We start from the raw sequence: 16,464 nt of genomic DNA, 5'->3' as shown, positions 1-16,464 counted from the left end.
TATAGCAGAAGTCAGAAGTCAGAAGTCAGAAGTCAAACTCTTGCGCTTCTTGATGCAGTCGCTCATGGGGGAAACCCCCAAGACCGCTTAGGTGCTTTTTCCGTTGGCGAATTAAATTCGCCACGGGTCGCACCTCTGCATCGCTTACAAAGGGTGTGAGACTTTTGTCATGTCCTAACTGCCCTGGCGACTGCTATATGATCTTCTCCGGTTGAATAGCTACACTTTCCACCCGACACCCGACACCCGACTCCTGACTCCCAATTCTAAATTCTAAATTCTAAATTCTAAATTCTAAATTCTAAATTCTAAATTCTAAATTCTTAATTCCCTACTCCCTACTCCCTCTCTCCTCGATTTCCCGTCGATAGCGAGGACGTGCTGGTATCCCCCAGCATACTTGCTGCTCTGGGATATTACTAAACACAGTGCTGCGAGCACCAATAACCGCATTGGCTCCAATTTGGACACCGGGGGCAACAAAGCAATCGGCGGCAATCCAGGCTCCATTACCAACACTAATCTCAGATGTGATTAAACCAAAGGCTGGGTCTTTCATATCGTGGCTACCAGTACAGAGGTAACATTTTTGAGAAATAACGCAATGACTACCAATCCGAATCCGATCCAAGCTGTAGAAAACCACATCATCTCCAATCCAACTGTAGTCACCAACTTCTACTTTCCACGGGTAAGTAAAACGAGCAGTGGGTCGAATGATGACATTAGTACCAATCTTGGCTCCAAATAGTTGTAGCAGCCATCGGCGGAAGCCATTGAAGTTATGAGGACTTAAGGGAAATGCGATCGCTTGCACCAACCACCAGAGTAAGATTAACCAGCCCGGACGTCCTCGGTCAAACCAAGATTGGTCGTACTGGCGTAAATCCACTAAGGGTGGTAAATCTAACGCTGGTAGTTTACTTAAGTCATTAGTCATAATCTAGAATGTAGAATGTAGAATGGAGAATGCAGAATGGAGAATGGAGAATGCGGAATGGATAATTCTTAATTCTTAATTCTACATTCTTAATTCTTAATTCTACATTCTTAATTCTTAATTCTACATTCTTAATTCAAAATGGATTCTCAGGGATTTGGAGAGACAACTGATGGCTTTGGCGTTACTGGTGTCTGTGCTGGTTCAGTTTTTTCTACATTCAGCTTACCGCTAAACTTTTGTAACTCATAGAGTTTGACACCAATTTGATACTCATACTGACTCAACAGGCGTCCATAAATGTACCCAGCTTTTCCATCTAAAAAGCCCAGCTGGATAAAGTAAAACAAAATAAACCGCAGTATTGGTTTAAACGGTAGTCTAACCCAGATTTTTTTCAGAAACCGCTTACGCTGCACGGCGCTTCCAAACAGATTTCCCCCGATGGTGCCAGAGTCATCTTTACCTGTTAGTAGATTTAGATAGACACGAGCTTCCCAATTGGAGTAGCGATTGTGCCGTTCTAGCCAATGGTAAATGTCCTTAAAGTCAATGTGCAGCATATCATTTTGAAGATAGCCAGCTTTGCCTTGTAGGACAACGTGTTCATGAACTTCGTTGTCTCCAGTATTGGGAATTCCTTCCGTTTTTAAGTTTTCGTAGCGACCTTTTTCGTGTTTAAATAACCGTAAATTCCAGTCTGGATATTTGCCACCAAAGCGAATCCATTTCCCTAGGAAGAATACTCTACGATTGATATAGTAGCCGTTATAATCAGCATTGTCGATTGCCACAGCAATTTCATCCCAAAGTTCTGGAGTAATGCGTTCGTCACAATCAACAATTAATACCCATTGATTGCGGAATTCAAGATTGTCTAAGCTCCAGTTTTTCTTTTTGGGCCAAAACCCATCAAAATAGAATTGAACTAGGTTTGCACCATATTCTTCCACAATTTCAATGGAGCGATCGCTGCTTTGGGAATCGACAACAAACACTTCATCTGCTCTATTAACACTCTCAAGACAAGCTGGTAAATTGGCCTCTTCATTTTTGGCTGGAATTAGAACTGATACCGGAAGTTTAGTGTTAGGGGATTTCATAATTAAACACCTGCAATTGTGGACGTTTTATGAAAAGTTTATTGGCCTAGAATAACTAACAGCAAGCCTTAACTAAAATTAAGGCTTATCAGTCAACAGTTAACAGTCAACAATCAACCAAAATTATCTGTGCTATAGCAAAGGGAACCTATTATCCAGTCTCATTAATGACTGGACTGATTGTGGGATAGAGAGGAGTTGCTCCTTTTTGACATCTCCCCCGGCTGAAGCACGGAGGATTCTACAAGGTTGTTACGAGGCGGATTAAAACCGCGCCTGTTCACTTCTTGTGCGGTACGATCTATTCAGTGACTTGAAAATTTCATACCGGTGTGGGAGTGTCAAGCTCCCTCTACCCACCTTAGCTAGGTCTATATTTAGCTGTGTGGCTACTTTCCTGGCAATGTTGGCCGCACCATTGCAGTCGGCATTTACCAGGTATCCCTCAGAAGTTTTATACAAACCACGCCTTACCCGACATCCTGACGGTTTCCACCCGTTGGGTTTTTCACCATATTTTGGTAATGGATCGTCGTCAAGGAAAGACGCTTTGCTGGTGTACGATTCCTCGGTAATTGTTAGTTTAATGCCGTACTCAGGGCAAAGTTGTTTCAGCCGTTCGATTAGTCTCTTGGTCGGGATGACTACGAAATTCTGATTGCCACGTTTGCCCATATTAGAACGGCTTTTCTGTTCTTCGTTCCAGCCGATAATTAGGTTTCCAATGCGATCATTTAAGCACCGATTGATAATGAATCTAGCAGCTTTGTTGATCGCATCCCGTATCTGGTTGTTTCGTTTCCGCTGCACTCGATCTAGCTTGGAATCCCAGTAAAACTCTGGTTTCCCCTGTTTGTACTTGGCGACTAACCGGCAGTAGCCCTGATTCATTGACTTGAGTTTTCGACCGTCAATTATCAGGCTCTTGCCAAGGGTTGAAAGCCCAGTCAGCCAGTTCGTCCCGCCGTGATCAAAACTCCACGCTTGGGAATAGTCGAGGTTGGGGTTATCAGAGATTGGTTGCTTCTCGTCATCAATTACCCAGTCGATCCAAAGTTGCCCAAGGTACGGACGAACAGTTATCTGTTTTACCCAGTCCGGATCTATAAAGTCCGGCGGCTCCAGGGTAATCTCGGTGATCAACTCAGGTTTTGTTTCTTTGCTGATCGAAGGGTAGAACAACCCTGACTTATAACCAAGAGCTTGTCTAGGGAAAGTTACAGCTGCCAATCCGCCTTTCTTTCTGTATCTTGGCAGTTTTGGTCTATCGACTTTTCCCTTGTAATAATGGCCGACTAACTGATTGTAGCTATTGATTGATTCGGCTACAGTCTTGAGAGTTTGTTGTGCCGACTGAGCTGCCATCGCCTTATAGTGAGGATTCTCTTTTAGATTCTTGCAGAGTTCGGCATATTTGACACTGCATTTATAGGTTTTCCACCCATATCTAAGATCATCCTCTCGCCAGTAAGTCGTAAAAGCTTCTTCTTGCTGTTCTAACCAGGTGTAATGTTTTTGTTTGGAGTAATAGATAGCACAATTTACCAGACTATTCGCTTGTTGGCATTGAAATACCCAAAAAGCTTGCTCTTCCTCTGTCAAGTTTGCTTTTACTGGAATCGTCTTGTACATTTGATTGCCTCCTACTAGAATCGTAACATTCGTGCGCGCAAATAGTATTCCAAAAATGAAAGACGAACGATTGATGATCCGAATTAATAAATTAAAAAAAATGCAATTAAAGCAAGAAGCAGAACGGCGTGGGATGACTCCATCTGAGTTGGTCAGAAGTCTAATAGCCAAATTTTATGAACCTAAGCAGAGGGACACGGCGGGTTAAAACCCGTCGCGTCCGTTTCATCTCCTCCTTAAAAGAGAGGGGATCTCACGTTCCCGGATGTTTTGGTAGCATTCCTTTAATTACTGCACTCAGATAACCGATTTGACCATAGGCATAAACGAAATTATCAAAGCGAAGAGCTGGATTGCGGAAGTGCTTCAAGGATTTGTAGATTCCTCGAATCATTCGTTCACCTCCCCGTAACAATTGGCCAGTACCAGCACGACCAACCAATTGTTCACGGTAACACTCGCTAATACCTTGCCACCAACCACGATTCAAAAACCAACGTTTATTGATTCGTTCTGGGGCAACATTGTGAGCTACTAGAGCATCAGGCAGATAAGCAACCTGCCAACCATCCTGGAGAGCTAATTCTGTCATATGTAACTCTTCATTAGATAACAAATTTTTCCCCACACGACCTAAATTGACATCAAAACCACCGATTTTCTCCAGGAAAGTCCGCCTGATCGAGTAATTTAAACCTCTGGGAGTCAAACCAGGATTTTGGATCTGAATTAGGGAATCACCTAGGTCATAAGCTCCCAAATTTCCGGCTAGGTCTGGTGACAACCAGGAGGGAGAGGTGATGCCATCTGGCCACAATAGGGTAACTTTACCACCAGCAATTGCTAGTTTCTCGTTGCTTTGATAAGCTTCGTAAATTGTCTTAAGCCAACGGGGAGTGGCAACCGCATCATCATCCAGATAAGCTAAAATAGCAGCACGGGCTGTGGCAGCCCCAGTGTTACGAGCCACCGATAAACCAAGTACGGGTTCATAAACATAGTTTAGTCGAGAGTTGTCCAAGCGTTGGTCAACAATGTTACGGGTGCGATCGCTTGACGCATTATCGACCACAATTACTTCATAATCGGCAAAATCCTGCTGTAGCACGCTATCAATGGCGGCACCCAAATATTGTTCGCGATTGTGGGTGCAGATGATGGCAGAAATTAGAGGCTCTGACATAGGGAACCTGATCGAGGAAGCTTCATTTTTAGTATTCCCTACTCAACCAGGATTGTTCAACCTTCTTGATTACCGTAATTAACCCATATAGTATTAATAGGTCATAAATCAGTTGCACAGATGAGATGTAAGTATTCAGTGGTCAGCCGTCAGCCGTCAGCCGTCAGTGGTCAGCCGTCAGTGGTCAGCTTATTTTATTCAAAAACTGTTCGGTGTAGCTTGGCCACAGGCCTTTGGGTGAGAGCTGAGAGCTGAGAGCTGATAGCTGATAGCTGAGAGCTGAGAGCTGATAGCTAACGATCACATTACACTGAAGTCAGTAGTTCACGCTTCTTTACAAAGATTTCCATAGTTCGGTTTACTTTTTTTATAAGCATCTTTGAGAATTATTAATCGGATTGACCGAAACTATTATTGGTTATGGCAGTTACTATCAAGCAGTTGAATCAATGGAAACAACAGGAGCGCCAGATTATGGTGCTGACTGCTGCAGATTATGCGATCGCTCAGCTGTTGGATGAAGCGGGAGTAGACATCATCATGGTCGGGGATTCTCTAGCAATGGTTACGCTGGGTTACTCGACAACGCTGCCAGTGACCCTTGAGGAAATGATTCACCATGCCAAAGCGGTGTGTCGGGGTGTTAAACGGGCATTAGTGGTTTGTGATTTGCCGTTTTTGAGTTATCAGGAAAGTCCTCAGCAGGCAATCCACTCTGCCGGTCGAGTGTTGAAGGAAACTGGGGCAGTGGCAGTGAAGTTGGAGGGAGGATATCCTGCCATGGCTGAAACGGTGGGGAGGCTTAGCGCTGTGGGAATTCCGGTGATGGGTCATGTAGGTTTGACACCCCAGTCTATTCATCGGCTGGGTTTACGGCAACAAGGAAAAACACCGGAAACTGGGGAGCGGATTTTGCAGGATGCGATCGCATTGGAGCAAGCTGGTGCCTTTGCTATCGTTTTAGAGCATATTCCAAGCGATTTGGCAATGTCAATTACACAAAAATTAACTATTCCCACCATTGGCATTGGAGCCGGACCACACTGTGATGGCCAGGTGTTAGTGACAGCGGATTTACTAGGGCTTTCCGAGCACCAGCCACCCTTTGCTAAGTCTTATGTGAATTTGCGCCAGGTAATAACCCAAGCCGTGCAGGAGTTTACTACAGAGGTTCGTTCTGGAAAATTTCCAAAAGACCCATAATCAAGATATCATGGAAGTAAAAGCTTGACGATGAAAATAGATAGAAGATTTTTTATCGGCTGGATTAGTGCGATCGCTTATGGATTTTTTTCCAAGCTTAATGCTCAACCCTATAATCCAGCAGCTAGAGGAAAAATTGTTATCAATCAAATAGGTTATTACCCAACTGGGCCTAAGTTGGCGTTCTTAATCAATTCCCCCAATTCGGAAAACAAGCAGGTTGAACTTGTTGATTTAATCACTCACAAAACGGTTTTTGTGACCAACCTGGGAAACTCCGTAAAGGATAAAGCCAGTAATGATAAAATTACGGTTATTGATTTTACTAAATACGATAAATCAGGTAGCTATTACCTCAAATACGGCTATAGTCAGTCTTATCCGTTTGGCATTGGTAAGGAAATTTATAAGGATACCTTTACAAAGCTACTCCGGTCCTACTATTTGCAACGGTGCGGTGTTGCTGTAAATGATTCAGTATCTGGAGTCAAACATCCCCCCTGCCATCTCAAAGATGGGATTATTGCCCACAACGATGAGATTAATAAAGCTGGAGACTTCAAATCTGCCCAAGGTGGCTGGCATGATGCTGGGGATTTTGGTAAATATGTTGCGCCAATGACAGTCACCATCGGACGCTTGTTAAGCTTGTACGAGCAATATCCTAAATTATTTAGGGACAACCAATTAACTATACCAGAAAGCGGCAATGGTAGACCTGACCTACTCGATGAGGTCAAAGTAGGATTAGATTGGCTGCTGAAGATGCAGCGGGAGGATGGTGCTGTCTACCGCAAGCTGTCAGGAAAAAAATGGCCAGGGGAAATTCTACCCAATCAAGATACTCAGCCACGGTACACTTTTGGAATCTCGACACCTGAGACTGGCAAGTTTGCAGCAGTAATGGCAATGGCTGCTAGAGTTTATAGTCCCTTTGACAAGCAACAGGCTCAAACCTACTTACAAGCAGCTCAGAAAGCCTGGGGGTTTCTCCGAAAACAGCGATCTATGAAGGTGGATTGGCAAGAAGGAGATGACACCGGTTCAGGTAAGTATCTTTTTGGAGAGTGGGATCAGCAAGAATCCTTAAAAACAGATCAAGATGACCGCTTCTGGGCAGCCGTAGAACTGTTTATTACTACAGGGGATACTAGCTACGAGAAATACTTAGCTAAAACTATCACGGCCTTTGACTATGGTGAGTTTGGTTGGAAAGATCCGTCTCCTCTAGCAATGGTTAACTATTTGGTGCAGAAACAAAGGAAAGGGTCAGACAAACTGAAATTAGAAATAACAGCTAGGCTGATGCGAAGGGCGGATACTCTGATGGAAAAGATTAACGGTAGTGGCTACCGTTTAACTATTGATAAATTCCATTGGGCATCTAATCACAAGATAGCTGAGGAAGGAATTACACTACTCTATGCCTACCGCATCACTGGCAATCGAGGCTACTACAAGGCAGCTGTTGAGCAGTTAGATTATTTACTGGGGCGCAATCATTTTAATCTTTGTTTTATTACCCGTGTTGGTAGCAACTCGGTGCGTCATGTTCATCACCGGATTTCCCGAGCTAAAGGAATTGTCATCCCTGGTCTGATGGTAGGGGGTCCTAATACTGATGCCCAGGATGGGATTGCGCCTAAAGGCTTGGGAATGTTGAGTTATGTAGATGATGAGCGGTCTTGGGCTACTAATGAATATGCTATTGATTACAATGCTTCGGTAATTGCCTTGATGGGGATGGTGATGGCACAGACTTAATCATTGATCACACGATGTTCCTGGCCAGTCTAAAACCAGCCAGGAACTCTACTTAAATCAAAAGATTATTTAGCAGCTTCCTCACGTTCCTTCACTTCCTTAATTACCTCTTCTGCCACATTACTTGGGCAAGGGGCGTAGTGGGAGAACTCCATCGAGAACTGACCACGACCAGATGTCATAGTACGCAGGTCACCAATATAGCCAAACATCTCGCTCAACGGTGCATCTGCCTTAATGCGAGCACCAGTAAGAGTTTTCTCCTGAGACTTAATCATCCCACGGCGGCGATTGAGGTCACCAATTACATCCCCCATGTAATCTTCTGGTGTGAATACATCCACTTTCATAATTGGCTCTAACAATTGAGGTGAAGCCTTACCAAAGGATTGCCGATAAGCCGACTTGGCCGCAATTTCAAAGGCAATAGCCGATGAGTCTACGGGGTGGTAGGCACCATCAGTCAAGGTAACCTTGAAGTCCACACAAGGGAATCCAGCCAACAGACCCTTTTGAATGCTATTCTCAAAGCCCTTTTGCACAGCAGGCCAAAATTCCCTGGGGACATTACCACCAGTCACCTTGGACTCAAACTGGAAGCCAGTACCGGGTTCACCAGGCTCGATAACGTAATCGATTTTACCATATTGACCAGAACCACCGGACTGCTTCTTGTGGGTATAGCTGTCTTCGATGCGCTTGGTAATGGACTCACGATATGCAACCTGGGGCTTACCTACATCCACCTCAACGCCATGAGTCCGTTTCAGGATATCAACCTTAATGTCTAGGTGCAGCTCACCCATGCCCTTAATGATAGTTTCGCCACTTTCCTGGTCAGTTTCAACGTGGAAAGATGGGTCTTCCTGAATCATCTTGCTCAGGGCAATGCCCATTTTCTCAGAGGAACCTTTTTTCTTAGGTGCGATCGCAATGGAAATCACCGGGTCTGGGAAGACCATCGGCTCCAGAGTAGCAGGATTTTTCGGGTCACAGAGGGTATGCCCAGTCTGGACATTTTTCATCCCAACGATGGCCACAATATCACCGGCCTGGGCAGAGTTAATTTCTTCCCTAGAATCGGCATGCATCTCTACCAAACGACCAATACGCTCAGTTTTACCTGTGAAGGTATTAAGTACTGTGTCACCCTTAGATAAGGTTCCTGAGTAGATACGGGTAAAGGTCAGAGCGCCAAAGCGGTCATCCATGATCTTAAATGCCAAGGCACGCAAAGGTTTTTCTGGGTCAACATAGGCAAGTGTACCGGTTTCGTTACCTTCTAGATCGATTTCTGGTTGGGGTTTGACTTCAGTGGGATTCGGCAGGTAGTCAACTACAGCATCAAGTACCAACTGCACCCCCTTATTCTTGAAGGATGAACCGCAGTAGGTAGGGAAGAAAGCCAGCTCACGAGTTCCCTTGCGAATGCAACGCTTAAGGCTTTCGAGATCTGGTTCTTCCCCTTCTAGATACTGTTCCATCACCTCGTCATCCTGCTCCACAGCCATTTCAATTAACTGCTCGCGGTAGGTTTCCACATCATCAACCATGTTGGCGGGAACGTCTTGAATCTCATAGTTCATCGGATCCCCAGAGTCATCCCATACCCATGCCTTACGGGTTAGCAAATCCACTACACCCACAAAATCGTTCTCAGTTCCGATCGGCAGTACCATTACCAGAGGCTTAGCACCAAGTACATCTTCTACCTGCTTAACAACTCGGTAGAAATCAGCCCCCAGACGGTCAAGTTTGTTTACGTAGATAATCCGAGCAACTTTTGAGTCATTGGCATAGCGCCAGTTAGTTTCTGACTGGGGTTCTACACCACCTGAGCCACAGAAAACACCAACGCCACCATCGAGAACCTTGAGGGAACGATAAACCTCAATGGTAAAGTCTACGTGACCTGGGGTATCAATAATGTTGAGTTGGTGGTCTTTCCAGAAACAACTGGTGGCGGCAGACTGAATAGTAATACCGCGCTCTTGTTCCTGTTCCATAAAGTCCGTTGTAGCTGCACCTTCGTGAACCTCACCAATTTTGTGGATTTTCCCGGTAAGTTTTAGTATCCTCTCTGTTGTAGTTGTCTTGCCTGCGTCCACATGAGCAAAGATACCTATATTTCGATAAGCAGTGAGGTCTTTCATAGTTACTCCTTATATTTACTCCTTAATAAAATTTAAACAAAATCTATGCATATTAACAATATGCCCAGCAGCGGTGTGATGGTTGTCGTGATGGACAAGCAAGAGGAAATATCAATTCCGTGAATAACCAGTCCTCGCAATCATTGCCTGCTCAAAAAAATCAATCAGGGAACGACGGTTAGTAGGAGTATCAATTATCCCCAGTCAAGCCAGAGAGCTTGGGAAAATGCGATCGCTATTTTTTGGACTAGTTGAATAGTCTGGTTGTGTCACCTAATAGCCCTTATTTGTAAGAAAAAAACTCAATTTGAGGTACCAATGGGTCTTGAACAACACCCACACCAACAAACCCCCACCGTTCCAGCAAATTTTTCAACTGACTACCAGAAACCGACTCTACAGAAAATTGGTCAGCTAAATCAGCACCGTGGGTATTGAGATAACTCAGGGCATCAAAGTGTTCGCGAAACATCAACAGATATCCAGCTCCAGCCTCTGGGCTACCAGCTTTCGGTTGGGCAACCAGATAACGACCGTTCCTTCTAGAAAGAATTACATAATGAATTTGGGTAAACATCTTGAAAATATTCCTGAGGCGCGTCTTTACAGCAAGGCAGCTATGCTGAAGGCAGCTATGCTGAAGGCAGGATGGACAATCGTTTCAGGTTTTTTTCCTGATTTAATAAAAGGTTTTATTTTATTTAGGGGCGTTGCACATTTGTGGGATGATACCATTTTTTGCACATAACTGAAAGTGGCTTATAGTCTACAGTTCAAACTTCAGTAAATAGGTACATCATCCCGTTATTCTGCAACGCCTATTTAGGTTGTTAACAAAAATTGACGTCAAAAGTACATTTAGGACAGTAAGTATTCAGCAGTCAGCGGTCAGCGGTCAGGTTATTTTATTCAAAAACTGTCGCACCTCAAGTAGCGTGGCACAGACTTCGACGCTGTGAAGCATAGGCTTTTGGCTGATGGCTGATGGCTGATGGCTGATGGCTGATGGCTGATGGCTGATTGCTGATTGCTGATGTCTGATTGCTGATGGCTGATGGCTGATTGCTGATTGCTTACATTCTCTATTTCAAATCTTCTAGACGAATTCGAGGATCAACTACTTTTAGAAGCAAGTCTGCTAACAAATTCCCCAAAATCAGCATTGTAGCCCCCATCATCAAGCTTCCCATTACCAGATAGAGGTCTTGAGCAGTTACCGCCTGTAAAATCAAACGACCTAAACCTGGCCAGTTGAAGAAAATTTCAGCAATAAATGAGCCACTGAGTAGAGAAGCAAACTCAAAGCCAAGGATGGTAATTAGAGGATTAATAGCATTGCGCAAAGCATGGACATAGATAACTCGATTTTCTGGCAGTCCCTTAGCACGAGCTGTCTGAATATAGTCTTGCCGTAGCACATCCAGCAATTCACCCCTAGTAATTCGTTGTAGACCTGCAAAACTAGTAATGGATAGAGCTATTGTTGGCAAAATCATATGCCAGCCAATATCCAAAACCTTACCAATGGGGGATAAATCATCATGATTGATACTGGTCATACTACCGACAGGAACTAAGGGGGAAAGATTCTGGGCGAGTATGAGCAGCAACAGAGCAGTGATTAGGCTGGGGAAACCCTGACCTGTGTAGCTAATGACTTGTAGGAATCGGTCAGTGGTGCGATTCTGATTGATAGCAGCTAGGATTCCGAGAGGAATTGCGATCGTCCAAGTAATAAAGATTGAGGCTACGGCTAAGAGTAAGGTTGCTGGTATCCGTTCTAATAACAAAGACGACACCGGACGGAAGTAAGCGAAACTGGTACCAAAGTCAAACTTGGTTACAACTCGTACTAGCCAACGCCAATACTGAATAATTGCTGGCTGATCTAAACCAAATTGCTCCTTGAGTTCCTCGATTCGTTCCGGGGAAATTTTGGGATTTTGCCTGAGGGTATCCAGAAAATCTCCTGGTGCAAACTGAATAATGGCAAAACTTAGAGCAGATGCCAACAGCAAGGTCAAAAGACCTTGCAACAGTCGCTTTACCACGTACAGAAAGGTCTCACTGGTGACCAGAAGTTTTAGTCTATGCCAAGCCCCATCAAACCGATTGATAATGCTAGAATCTCTAGTAGAAGAAGTCAATCGCTTCGCTCCAATTCAAAATTATCAATTAAAAATTCAAAATTATCCCATACCTGAATTCAGGGGGTTGTTTCCGGTGGAAACAATTGCCAATTATAAAGCTAGTCATTTTGTAAGCATTCAGCCGTCAGCCGTCAGCCGTCAGCCGTCAGCCGTTGGCCTATGGCTGATAGCTGATAGCTGATAGCTGATAGCTGATAGCTGATAGCTGATAGCTGATAGCTGATAGCTGATAGCTGATAGCTGATAGCTGAATGCTTACGTCATTTTGAATTCAAAAATTGTCATTCCTTGAAAGTCCTTTATTAATTGGAAACTTTCTTTTGACCAATGACTAATAACTAATAACTAATAACTAATAGTCAACCAGGGTTATAACTGGTACATCAGGCAGTTGCTGACGTCCACCTAAATCCCGTAATTCGATGATAAAGCCAAGAGCTACCACTTGACCGCCTGCTTGTTCTACCAGGTTGACTGTAGCTGCTGCTGTTCCTCCAGTAGCAATTAAATCATCGATAATCACAACCTGGGAGTTAGGTGTGAAAGCATCTTGATGGACTTCCAACTTGTCTGTGCCGTATTCTAGGTCATACTCAGCCGAGTATACCGCTGCTGGTAGTTTACCCGGTTTGCGCACTGGGACAAACCCAGCCCCGAGTTGGTAAGCTATAGGTGGTCCAAATATAAAACCACGAGACTCCATACCCACGACATAATCAGCCCTTACTCCTGCTTCCTGAAATTTTTGAGCTAAGGTATCGATAGTGTAGCGTAGTCCTTCTGGATTGCTCAGGAGGGTAGTGATATCCCGAAATACAATCCCTGGTTTGGGAAAGTCAGGGATATCGCGAATCAGAGATTTTAAATCCATCAGTAGGTGAACTTAGTTATCAATGGGGTTTGACTCAAACTATAGCTTGCCATTCCCTTTCTGTAAAAGCGTACACTAGAAAGCTGAACCTTGTGTGATTCCTTGGAACAAATCTATTCAAAAGGTTTTCGCTGTAGGATAAGCGCTATTAGAGTGAATCTTTCGACGGACCGTAATGCTGACCAATAGTCCTGCTTCCCAGTCAAAGCCAATAATTTTAGATAGCCTACCTGATTTCAGGATTCCAGCTCAGGGCTGTCCACCACGAACTCGGCTGCATATTGACCTAATTTTACTAGCCATTGAAGCTCTCGAACTGGGAGGTTCTGAGGCGATGCTATTGGCGGCTAGAGAGCTGGAACTTCAGGACATTATTAAAAATCGTGTTGTCCTGTGGCGTATGCGCTCTACCAATCCCTGGCGGCGCTCTTACACACGACGTCCTCTAACTCCAGAGGAAGCTAAGGCTTTAGTGGTGATTGCTAGTCATATGGCACGGCGAATGACGGTTCTGATTAGGCAGTTGTTGACGGCTTATCAACAACTACTGGAAAAGCAGGTGCCTCTAGAACAACATTTTCGCTTATCTAAGTATTTGGAAAGGTTCCAGGCTCATTTTCGCAGCCGGATGAATCCCCGTCGCTCTAAAGTGGCTGCCTATAACTCTCAAGAAAAGTTGAATGAACTCGCAATTTCTCTATTGAGTCAGCTTCTGTTCTGTACAGGCACTTCTGGAAGGCAAAGATTATGGACTAGTCTGTTTGATGGGGAATTGCCTTGAATGTTGGCGTTTCTGACTATAGCCATGCCATCAAGTATCAAGTATAGTCAGCTGATTGACAAATTACCCATTATCAATTATCAATTATCCATTATCGATTACCCATTATCCATTACCAATTACCCATTCCCTCAATGCTAGTCTAAGAGGTTGAAGGGGATTTTTCAGCAGGAACAGCCGATGACAATTCGACGCCAGTACAGTCTTCCCAACTGTACCCTAATCCTGGAGGGTTGGAGTAATAGTACCACAGGGGATGGGTTACAGCCAGATGCCCGACCATTGCTGACAACTCTAAGTAATGCGGAATGCTATGTAGGGGCTATGGACAAACCCCTCAGCGGTGGGCGGGATTTTTTTGAGGACTTGGTAAATAGTGTAAGCCGCTATGCTCAGGAATTTTTGTCTAAAGTGCCTCACCCCCAACCCCATGCTGAGAAACCAGCTAAGGTGCATCTGCAGAAAGTCGAGGACAAGAATTTGCATCGACTGATACTGCTAGATACTGCTGAGTCAGGAGCAATGACTAACTCAGGCAAACCTCTCCATGTAGATTTGAACACAGTGCAGTTGTTTGACTTGGTGGAGGCGATTGACCAGTTTTTGGCTGATGGACGAACCCTACCAGATATTAGTGTTTCGTTGCAGCCTGTTTCTAAGCACTATCGCCAAGCTGAAAAACCAGTAACCGAGCGTACTGGACCTGCTGCACTGGGAATGGCAAGTTTGGCTCTAGCTGCGATCGCATTTTTCTTTGTACCGATTCCAGAAGTACGGGAACCCGAACCTTCCCGAACAGGGGAAAATACTAATGAAACCACCACCCCAACTGGGGAGAGTGACCCTCAGGCAACACCAACACCAACACCAAAGGGAACACCACTCTCCATCGACGAGCTAGAAAAAGTGCTCACAACTGCACCAGAAATTACTGATCCCACAGAGTTGCGCTATATACAAAGAAGCCTGCAAAAGCGAATTTTTCGAGCTTGGGGGAACCGGCAACAGTTTGCTGGGAATTTAAAATACCAGGTTAGTGTTGGCAGAGATGGTGCGATTTTAGGCTACAAACCCGTTAATGGCACACCCTTGGATGGGGCAGAGCAAACCCCCCTGCCTGAATTGCTCTACACCAAGACTACAGACAATATTGCTACCCAAGAACCTATTGCTCAGTTCCAGGTGTTATTTAAACCAGGGGAAAACGAAGGGATTCTCGAAATCAGTCCTTGGGATGGTTATATGGGTAAGATTACCCTAGGTCCAGAAATTACTGACATCGCTGTCATTAATGATTTGAAAGACAAAGTGTCTCAGCCAATTCGTGACAGTTGGAATAAAACCTCCAGCTATCCTCAAGATTTAACTTATCGAGTAGCTGTGACTGAAGAGGGTATCATTGCTGATTATGAAGCAATTGATAAAGAGTCTTGGGATTACTCCCAAGAAACTCCTTTAGAACGCCTAATGAAGCCAGCAGCAGCTGGAATTGGTAGCGAAGGGACTGGGTTAGTACCCCAGAAGCCCCTTGCTCATTTCCGAGTAGTCTTTAAAAATAATGGCGAGTTAGACGTTAGTCCCTACAGGAGCAACGAATAATTTACTGTGGCAAATTGAACAAAATCTCTCCCTAACCCCACCTATAATAGGTAGGGTTAGGGAGACCAAACAAAAAACACTACCTTTTCTTATTCTTTTGGCAATTCTAGATTAATGATATTGGTGTTAAGCTATATTAATAGAATATATAGCGTTTGGAGCTCGATTGTAAACACACGAATTACCAAAAAATGCCAAAGGAATCTCCCCTAAACCCTGGCTCGGAAGGGGGGCAGGTAAAAGCCAAGAGGGGAAAGAGCTCCTCAGTTTTATTGCCAAAAAAAAGACCATACAGGTTTACATCTCAAATACAAACGCACTTAGCTGATAGCTGATAGCTTTAGTTTTTATAGTTTTTCGGGTTTCGGTTTTAAGCTCATGCCGTCAGAATAGCGTATTTCAAGATTTTTTCAACCGGCCCTCACCTGAATTATTACCCTTTTTTCAATTCGTTTTTCCGAAAAATGCAGAATTTTTGCGTCCGCTCTTGCCCAACCAAGGAAAACCCTGCGGTTTCGAACAAGCTAAGATACTCTGTTTCATCGAAAAATATTAATCGCATTTGTTGTTGAGAAAGGATCTTGCCATTTGCTGAAAATGTATAAGTCTTCTGTAATGATTGTTCTCCAAAGTCGGTTTTTTGCGTATACACGATTCCATCTTTGATTGGCATTTCAGAATTGGTATGATCCCCTTGAATCGACATACATAAAATACCATCCTTATCTAAAATATCATACAGTTTGTTCAGGGATTTCATCTGCACATCTTTGTTAGGGCAATAACTATACAGCCGATATTGTTGTTCTTGCTCTCTGTAGGAGAAACAGAAAACTCCCCCAGTCGAAATAACAGCCTCAAAAGTCTCGCTGGTTTCATAATCTTCAATACTTGCACATACGAGCCTCACCGAATTATCCTTGAGTCTTTTTTCTGCTTGTGTAAGCATCGCAGGCGAGAAATCAATACCTGTAATATTATAATTCTCCAATAACAACATCTGCTCCGTTAATAAGCCGCTTCCCACCCCCATATCCAGAATTTTTCTTCTTTCACCCAAAATTTTCTGCAATGATGTGGCATAA

17 protein-coding genes are annotated in these 16,464 nt (G+C 44.1%); 8 read left to right on the top strand and 9 right to left on the bottom strand.

Features of this window, described 5'->3' with window-relative positions:
• Positions 1-331: 331 nt before the first annotated feature.
• From hpsU to F6K37_RS01645, 3 genes are all read right to left on the bottom strand, one after another.
• The gene (gene hpsU, locus F6K37_RS01655) at positions 332-940 is read right to left on the bottom strand and encodes a hormogonium polysaccharide biosynthesis acetyltransferase HpsU (protein ID WP_287247743.1); all 609 of its coding nucleotides are present in this window, start codon (positions 938-940) and stop codon (positions 332-334) included.
• Positions 941-1,089: 149 nt separating this feature from the next.
• Positions 1,090-2,043 carry a glycosyltransferase family 2 protein gene (locus F6K37_RS01650; RefSeq protein WP_008186922.1) on the bottom strand — a complete coding sequence of 318 codons (954 nt, stop codon included), beginning with the start codon at positions 2,041-2,043 and terminating at the stop codon, positions 1,090-1,092.
• A 264-nt stretch (positions 2,044-2,307) separates the two neighbouring features.
• Positions 2,308-3,675, bottom strand: coding sequence for an RNA-guided endonuclease InsQ/TnpB family protein (locus tag F6K37_RS01645; RefSeq protein WP_008186923.1), 1,368 nt, complete (start codon positions 3,673-3,675; stop codon positions 2,308-2,310).
• Positions 3,676-3,730: 55 nt separating this feature from the next.
• On the opposite strand from F6K37_RS01645, the gene F6K37_RS01640 reads away from it, so the two are divergent.
• Positions 3,731-3,883, top strand: coding sequence for a CopG family transcriptional regulator (locus F6K37_RS01640; RefSeq protein ID WP_287247740.1), 153 nt, complete (start codon positions 3,731-3,733; stop codon positions 3,881-3,883).
• A 45-nt stretch (positions 3,884-3,928) separates the two neighbouring features.
• On the opposite strand, the gene F6K37_RS01635 is transcribed toward F6K37_RS01640, so the two are convergent.
• A complete protein-coding gene (locus F6K37_RS01635) occupies positions 3,929-4,858 on the bottom strand; it encodes a glycosyltransferase family 2 protein (RefSeq protein WP_287247738.1) in 930 nt (309 codons plus the stop codon).
• Positions 4,859-4,978: 120 nt separating this feature from the next.
• Between F6K37_RS01635 and F6K37_RS01630 the strand changes: the two genes are divergently transcribed.
• The 3 genes from F6K37_RS01630 (at position 4,979) to F6K37_RS01620 (ending at position 7,825) form a co-directional block, all read left to right on the top strand.
• On the top strand, positions 4,979-5,113 hold the full coding sequence (locus F6K37_RS01630; RefSeq protein ID WP_267872064.1) for a hypothetical protein: 135 nt from the start codon (positions 4,979-4,981) through the stop codon (positions 5,111-5,113).
• Positions 5,114-5,278: 165 nt separating this feature from the next.
• Positions 5,279-6,061: a 3-methyl-2-oxobutanoate hydroxymethyltransferase gene (panB, locus tag F6K37_RS01625; protein WP_287247735.1), complete on the top strand. Its 783-nt coding sequence runs from the start codon at positions 5,279-5,281 to the stop codon at positions 6,059-6,061.
• 30 nt (positions 6,062-6,091) lie between these two features.
• Entirely contained in the window at positions 6,092-7,825 is a 1,734-nt protein-coding gene (locus F6K37_RS01620) for a glycoside hydrolase family 9 protein (RefSeq protein WP_287247733.1), read from the top strand.
• A 65-nt stretch (positions 7,826-7,890) separates the two neighbouring features.
• Here F6K37_RS01620 and fusA read toward each other — a convergent pair whose 3' ends face one another.
• Together fusA and F6K37_RS01610 are read right to left on the bottom strand one after the other, a co-directional pair.
• The gene (gene fusA / locus F6K37_RS01615; protein ID WP_008186928.1) at positions 7,891-9,978 is read right to left on the bottom strand and encodes an elongation factor G; all 2,088 of its coding nucleotides are present in this window, start codon (positions 9,976-9,978) and stop codon (positions 7,891-7,893) included.
• 283 nt (positions 9,979-10,261) lie between these two features.
• Positions 10,262-10,555: a hypothetical protein gene (locus tag F6K37_RS01610; RefSeq protein ID WP_008186930.1), complete on the bottom strand. Its 294-nt coding sequence runs from the start codon at positions 10,553-10,555 to the stop codon at positions 10,262-10,264.
• Between F6K37_RS01610 and F6K37_RS01605 the strand changes: the two genes are divergently transcribed.
• Positions 10,538-10,726, top strand: coding sequence for a hypothetical protein (locus F6K37_RS01605; RefSeq protein WP_008186933.1), 189 nt, complete (start codon positions 10,538-10,540; stop codon positions 10,724-10,726). The two genes, F6K37_RS01610 and F6K37_RS01605, sit on opposite strands and share 18 nt — an antisense overlap.
• A gap of 334 nt (positions 10,727-11,060) precedes the next feature.
• Here the strand turns inward: F6K37_RS01605 and F6K37_RS01600 are convergent, their stop codons facing one another.
• Positions 11,061-12,125, bottom strand: a complete 1,065-nt coding sequence (locus F6K37_RS01600; protein WP_044493959.1) for an ABC transporter permease — start codon at positions 12,123-12,125, stop codon at positions 11,061-11,063.
• On the opposite strand from F6K37_RS01600, the gene F6K37_RS01595 reads away from it, so the two are divergent.
• Positions 12,097-12,309 (top strand): hypothetical protein, encoded by a 213-nt coding sequence (locus F6K37_RS01595; protein ID WP_008183240.1) that lies wholly within the window; start codon positions 12,097-12,099, stop codon positions 12,307-12,309. The genes F6K37_RS01600 and F6K37_RS01595 overlap by 29 nt on opposite strands.
• Before the next feature lie 171 nt (positions 12,310-12,480).
• Here F6K37_RS01595 and F6K37_RS01590 read toward each other — a convergent pair whose 3' ends face one another.
• Positions 12,481-12,999, bottom strand: a complete 519-nt coding sequence (locus F6K37_RS01590; protein ID WP_008186938.1) for an adenine phosphoribosyltransferase — start codon at positions 12,997-12,999, stop codon at positions 12,481-12,483.
• Between the two features lie 175 nt (positions 13,000-13,174).
• On the opposite strand from F6K37_RS01590, the gene F6K37_RS01585 reads away from it, so the two are divergent.
• Positions 13,175-13,780 (top strand): DUF3038 domain-containing protein, encoded by a 606-nt coding sequence (locus F6K37_RS01585; RefSeq protein ID WP_008186940.1) that lies wholly within the window; start codon positions 13,175-13,177, stop codon positions 13,778-13,780.
• Between the two features lie 180 nt (positions 13,781-13,960).
• Positions 13,961-15,379, top strand: coding sequence for a DUF4335 domain-containing protein (locus F6K37_RS01580; RefSeq protein WP_044493961.1), 1,419 nt, complete (start codon positions 13,961-13,963; stop codon positions 15,377-15,379).
• A gap of 433 nt (positions 15,380-15,812) precedes the next feature.
• Here the strand turns inward: F6K37_RS01580 and F6K37_RS01575 are convergent.
• On the bottom strand, positions 15,813-16,464 hold a 652-nt coding region (locus F6K37_RS01575; protein WP_287247723.1), incomplete at its 5' end, for a class I SAM-dependent methyltransferase.

This window comes from Moorena sp. SIO4E2 (assembly GCF_010671945.1).
In the GTDB taxonomy this organism is placed as follows: Bacteria; Cyanobacteriota; Cyanobacteriia; order Cyanobacteriales; family Coleofasciculaceae; genus Moorena; species Moorena producens.
Note: the sequence above shows the minus strand (reverse complement) of the source record. Positions and strands in the feature narration are given on the sequence as shown.

Bases quoted from the DNA above. Each gene is read 5' to 3' on its own strand.
- hpsU (WP_287247743.1), bottom strand. From the start codon at position 940: ATGACTAATGACTTAAGTAAACTACCAGCGTTAGATTTACCACCCTTA.
- F6K37_RS01650 (WP_008186922.1), bottom strand. From the start codon at position 2,043: ATGAAATCCCCTAACACTAAACTTCCGGTATCAGTTCTAATTCCAGCC.
- F6K37_RS01645 (WP_008186923.1), bottom strand. From the start codon at position 3,675: ATGTACAAGACGATTCCAGTAAAAGCAAACTTGACAGAGGAAGAGCAA.
- F6K37_RS01640 (WP_287247740.1), top strand. From the start codon at position 3,731: ATGAAAGACGAACGATTGATGATCCGAATTAATAAATTAAAAAAAATG.
- F6K37_RS01635 (WP_287247738.1), bottom strand. From the start codon at position 4,858: ATGTCAGAGCCTCTAATTTCTGCCATCATCTGCACCCACAATCGCGAA.
- F6K37_RS01630 (WP_267872064.1), top strand. From the start codon at position 4,979: ATGAGATGTAAGTATTCAGTGGTCAGCCGTCAGCCGTCAGCCGTCAGT.
- panB (WP_287247735.1), top strand. From the start codon at position 5,279: ATGGCAGTTACTATCAAGCAGTTGAATCAATGGAAACAACAGGAGCGC.
- F6K37_RS01620 (WP_287247733.1), top strand. From the start codon at position 6,092: ATGAAAATAGATAGAAGATTTTTTATCGGCTGGATTAGTGCGATCGCT.
- fusA (WP_008186928.1), bottom strand. From the start codon at position 9,978: ATGAAAGACCTCACTGCTTATCGAAATATAGGTATCTTTGCTCATGTG.
- F6K37_RS01605 (WP_008186933.1), top strand. From the start codon at position 10,538: ATGAATTTGGGTAAACATCTTGAAAATATTCCTGAGGCGCGTCTTTAC.
- F6K37_RS01610 (WP_008186930.1), bottom strand. From the start codon at position 10,555: ATGTTTACCCAAATTCATTATGTAATTCTTTCTAGAAGGAACGGTCGT.
- F6K37_RS01595 (WP_008183240.1), top strand. From the start codon at position 12,097: ATGCTAGAATCTCTAGTAGAAGAAGTCAATCGCTTCGCTCCAATTCAA.
- F6K37_RS01590 (WP_008186938.1), bottom strand. From the start codon at position 12,999: ATGGATTTAAAATCTCTGATTCGCGATATCCCTGACTTTCCCAAACCA.
- F6K37_RS01585 (WP_008186940.1), top strand. From the start codon at position 13,175: ATGCTGACCAATAGTCCTGCTTCCCAGTCAAAGCCAATAATTTTAGAT.
- F6K37_RS01580 (WP_044493961.1), top strand. From the start codon at position 13,961: ATGACAATTCGACGCCAGTACAGTCTTCCCAACTGTACCCTAATCCTG.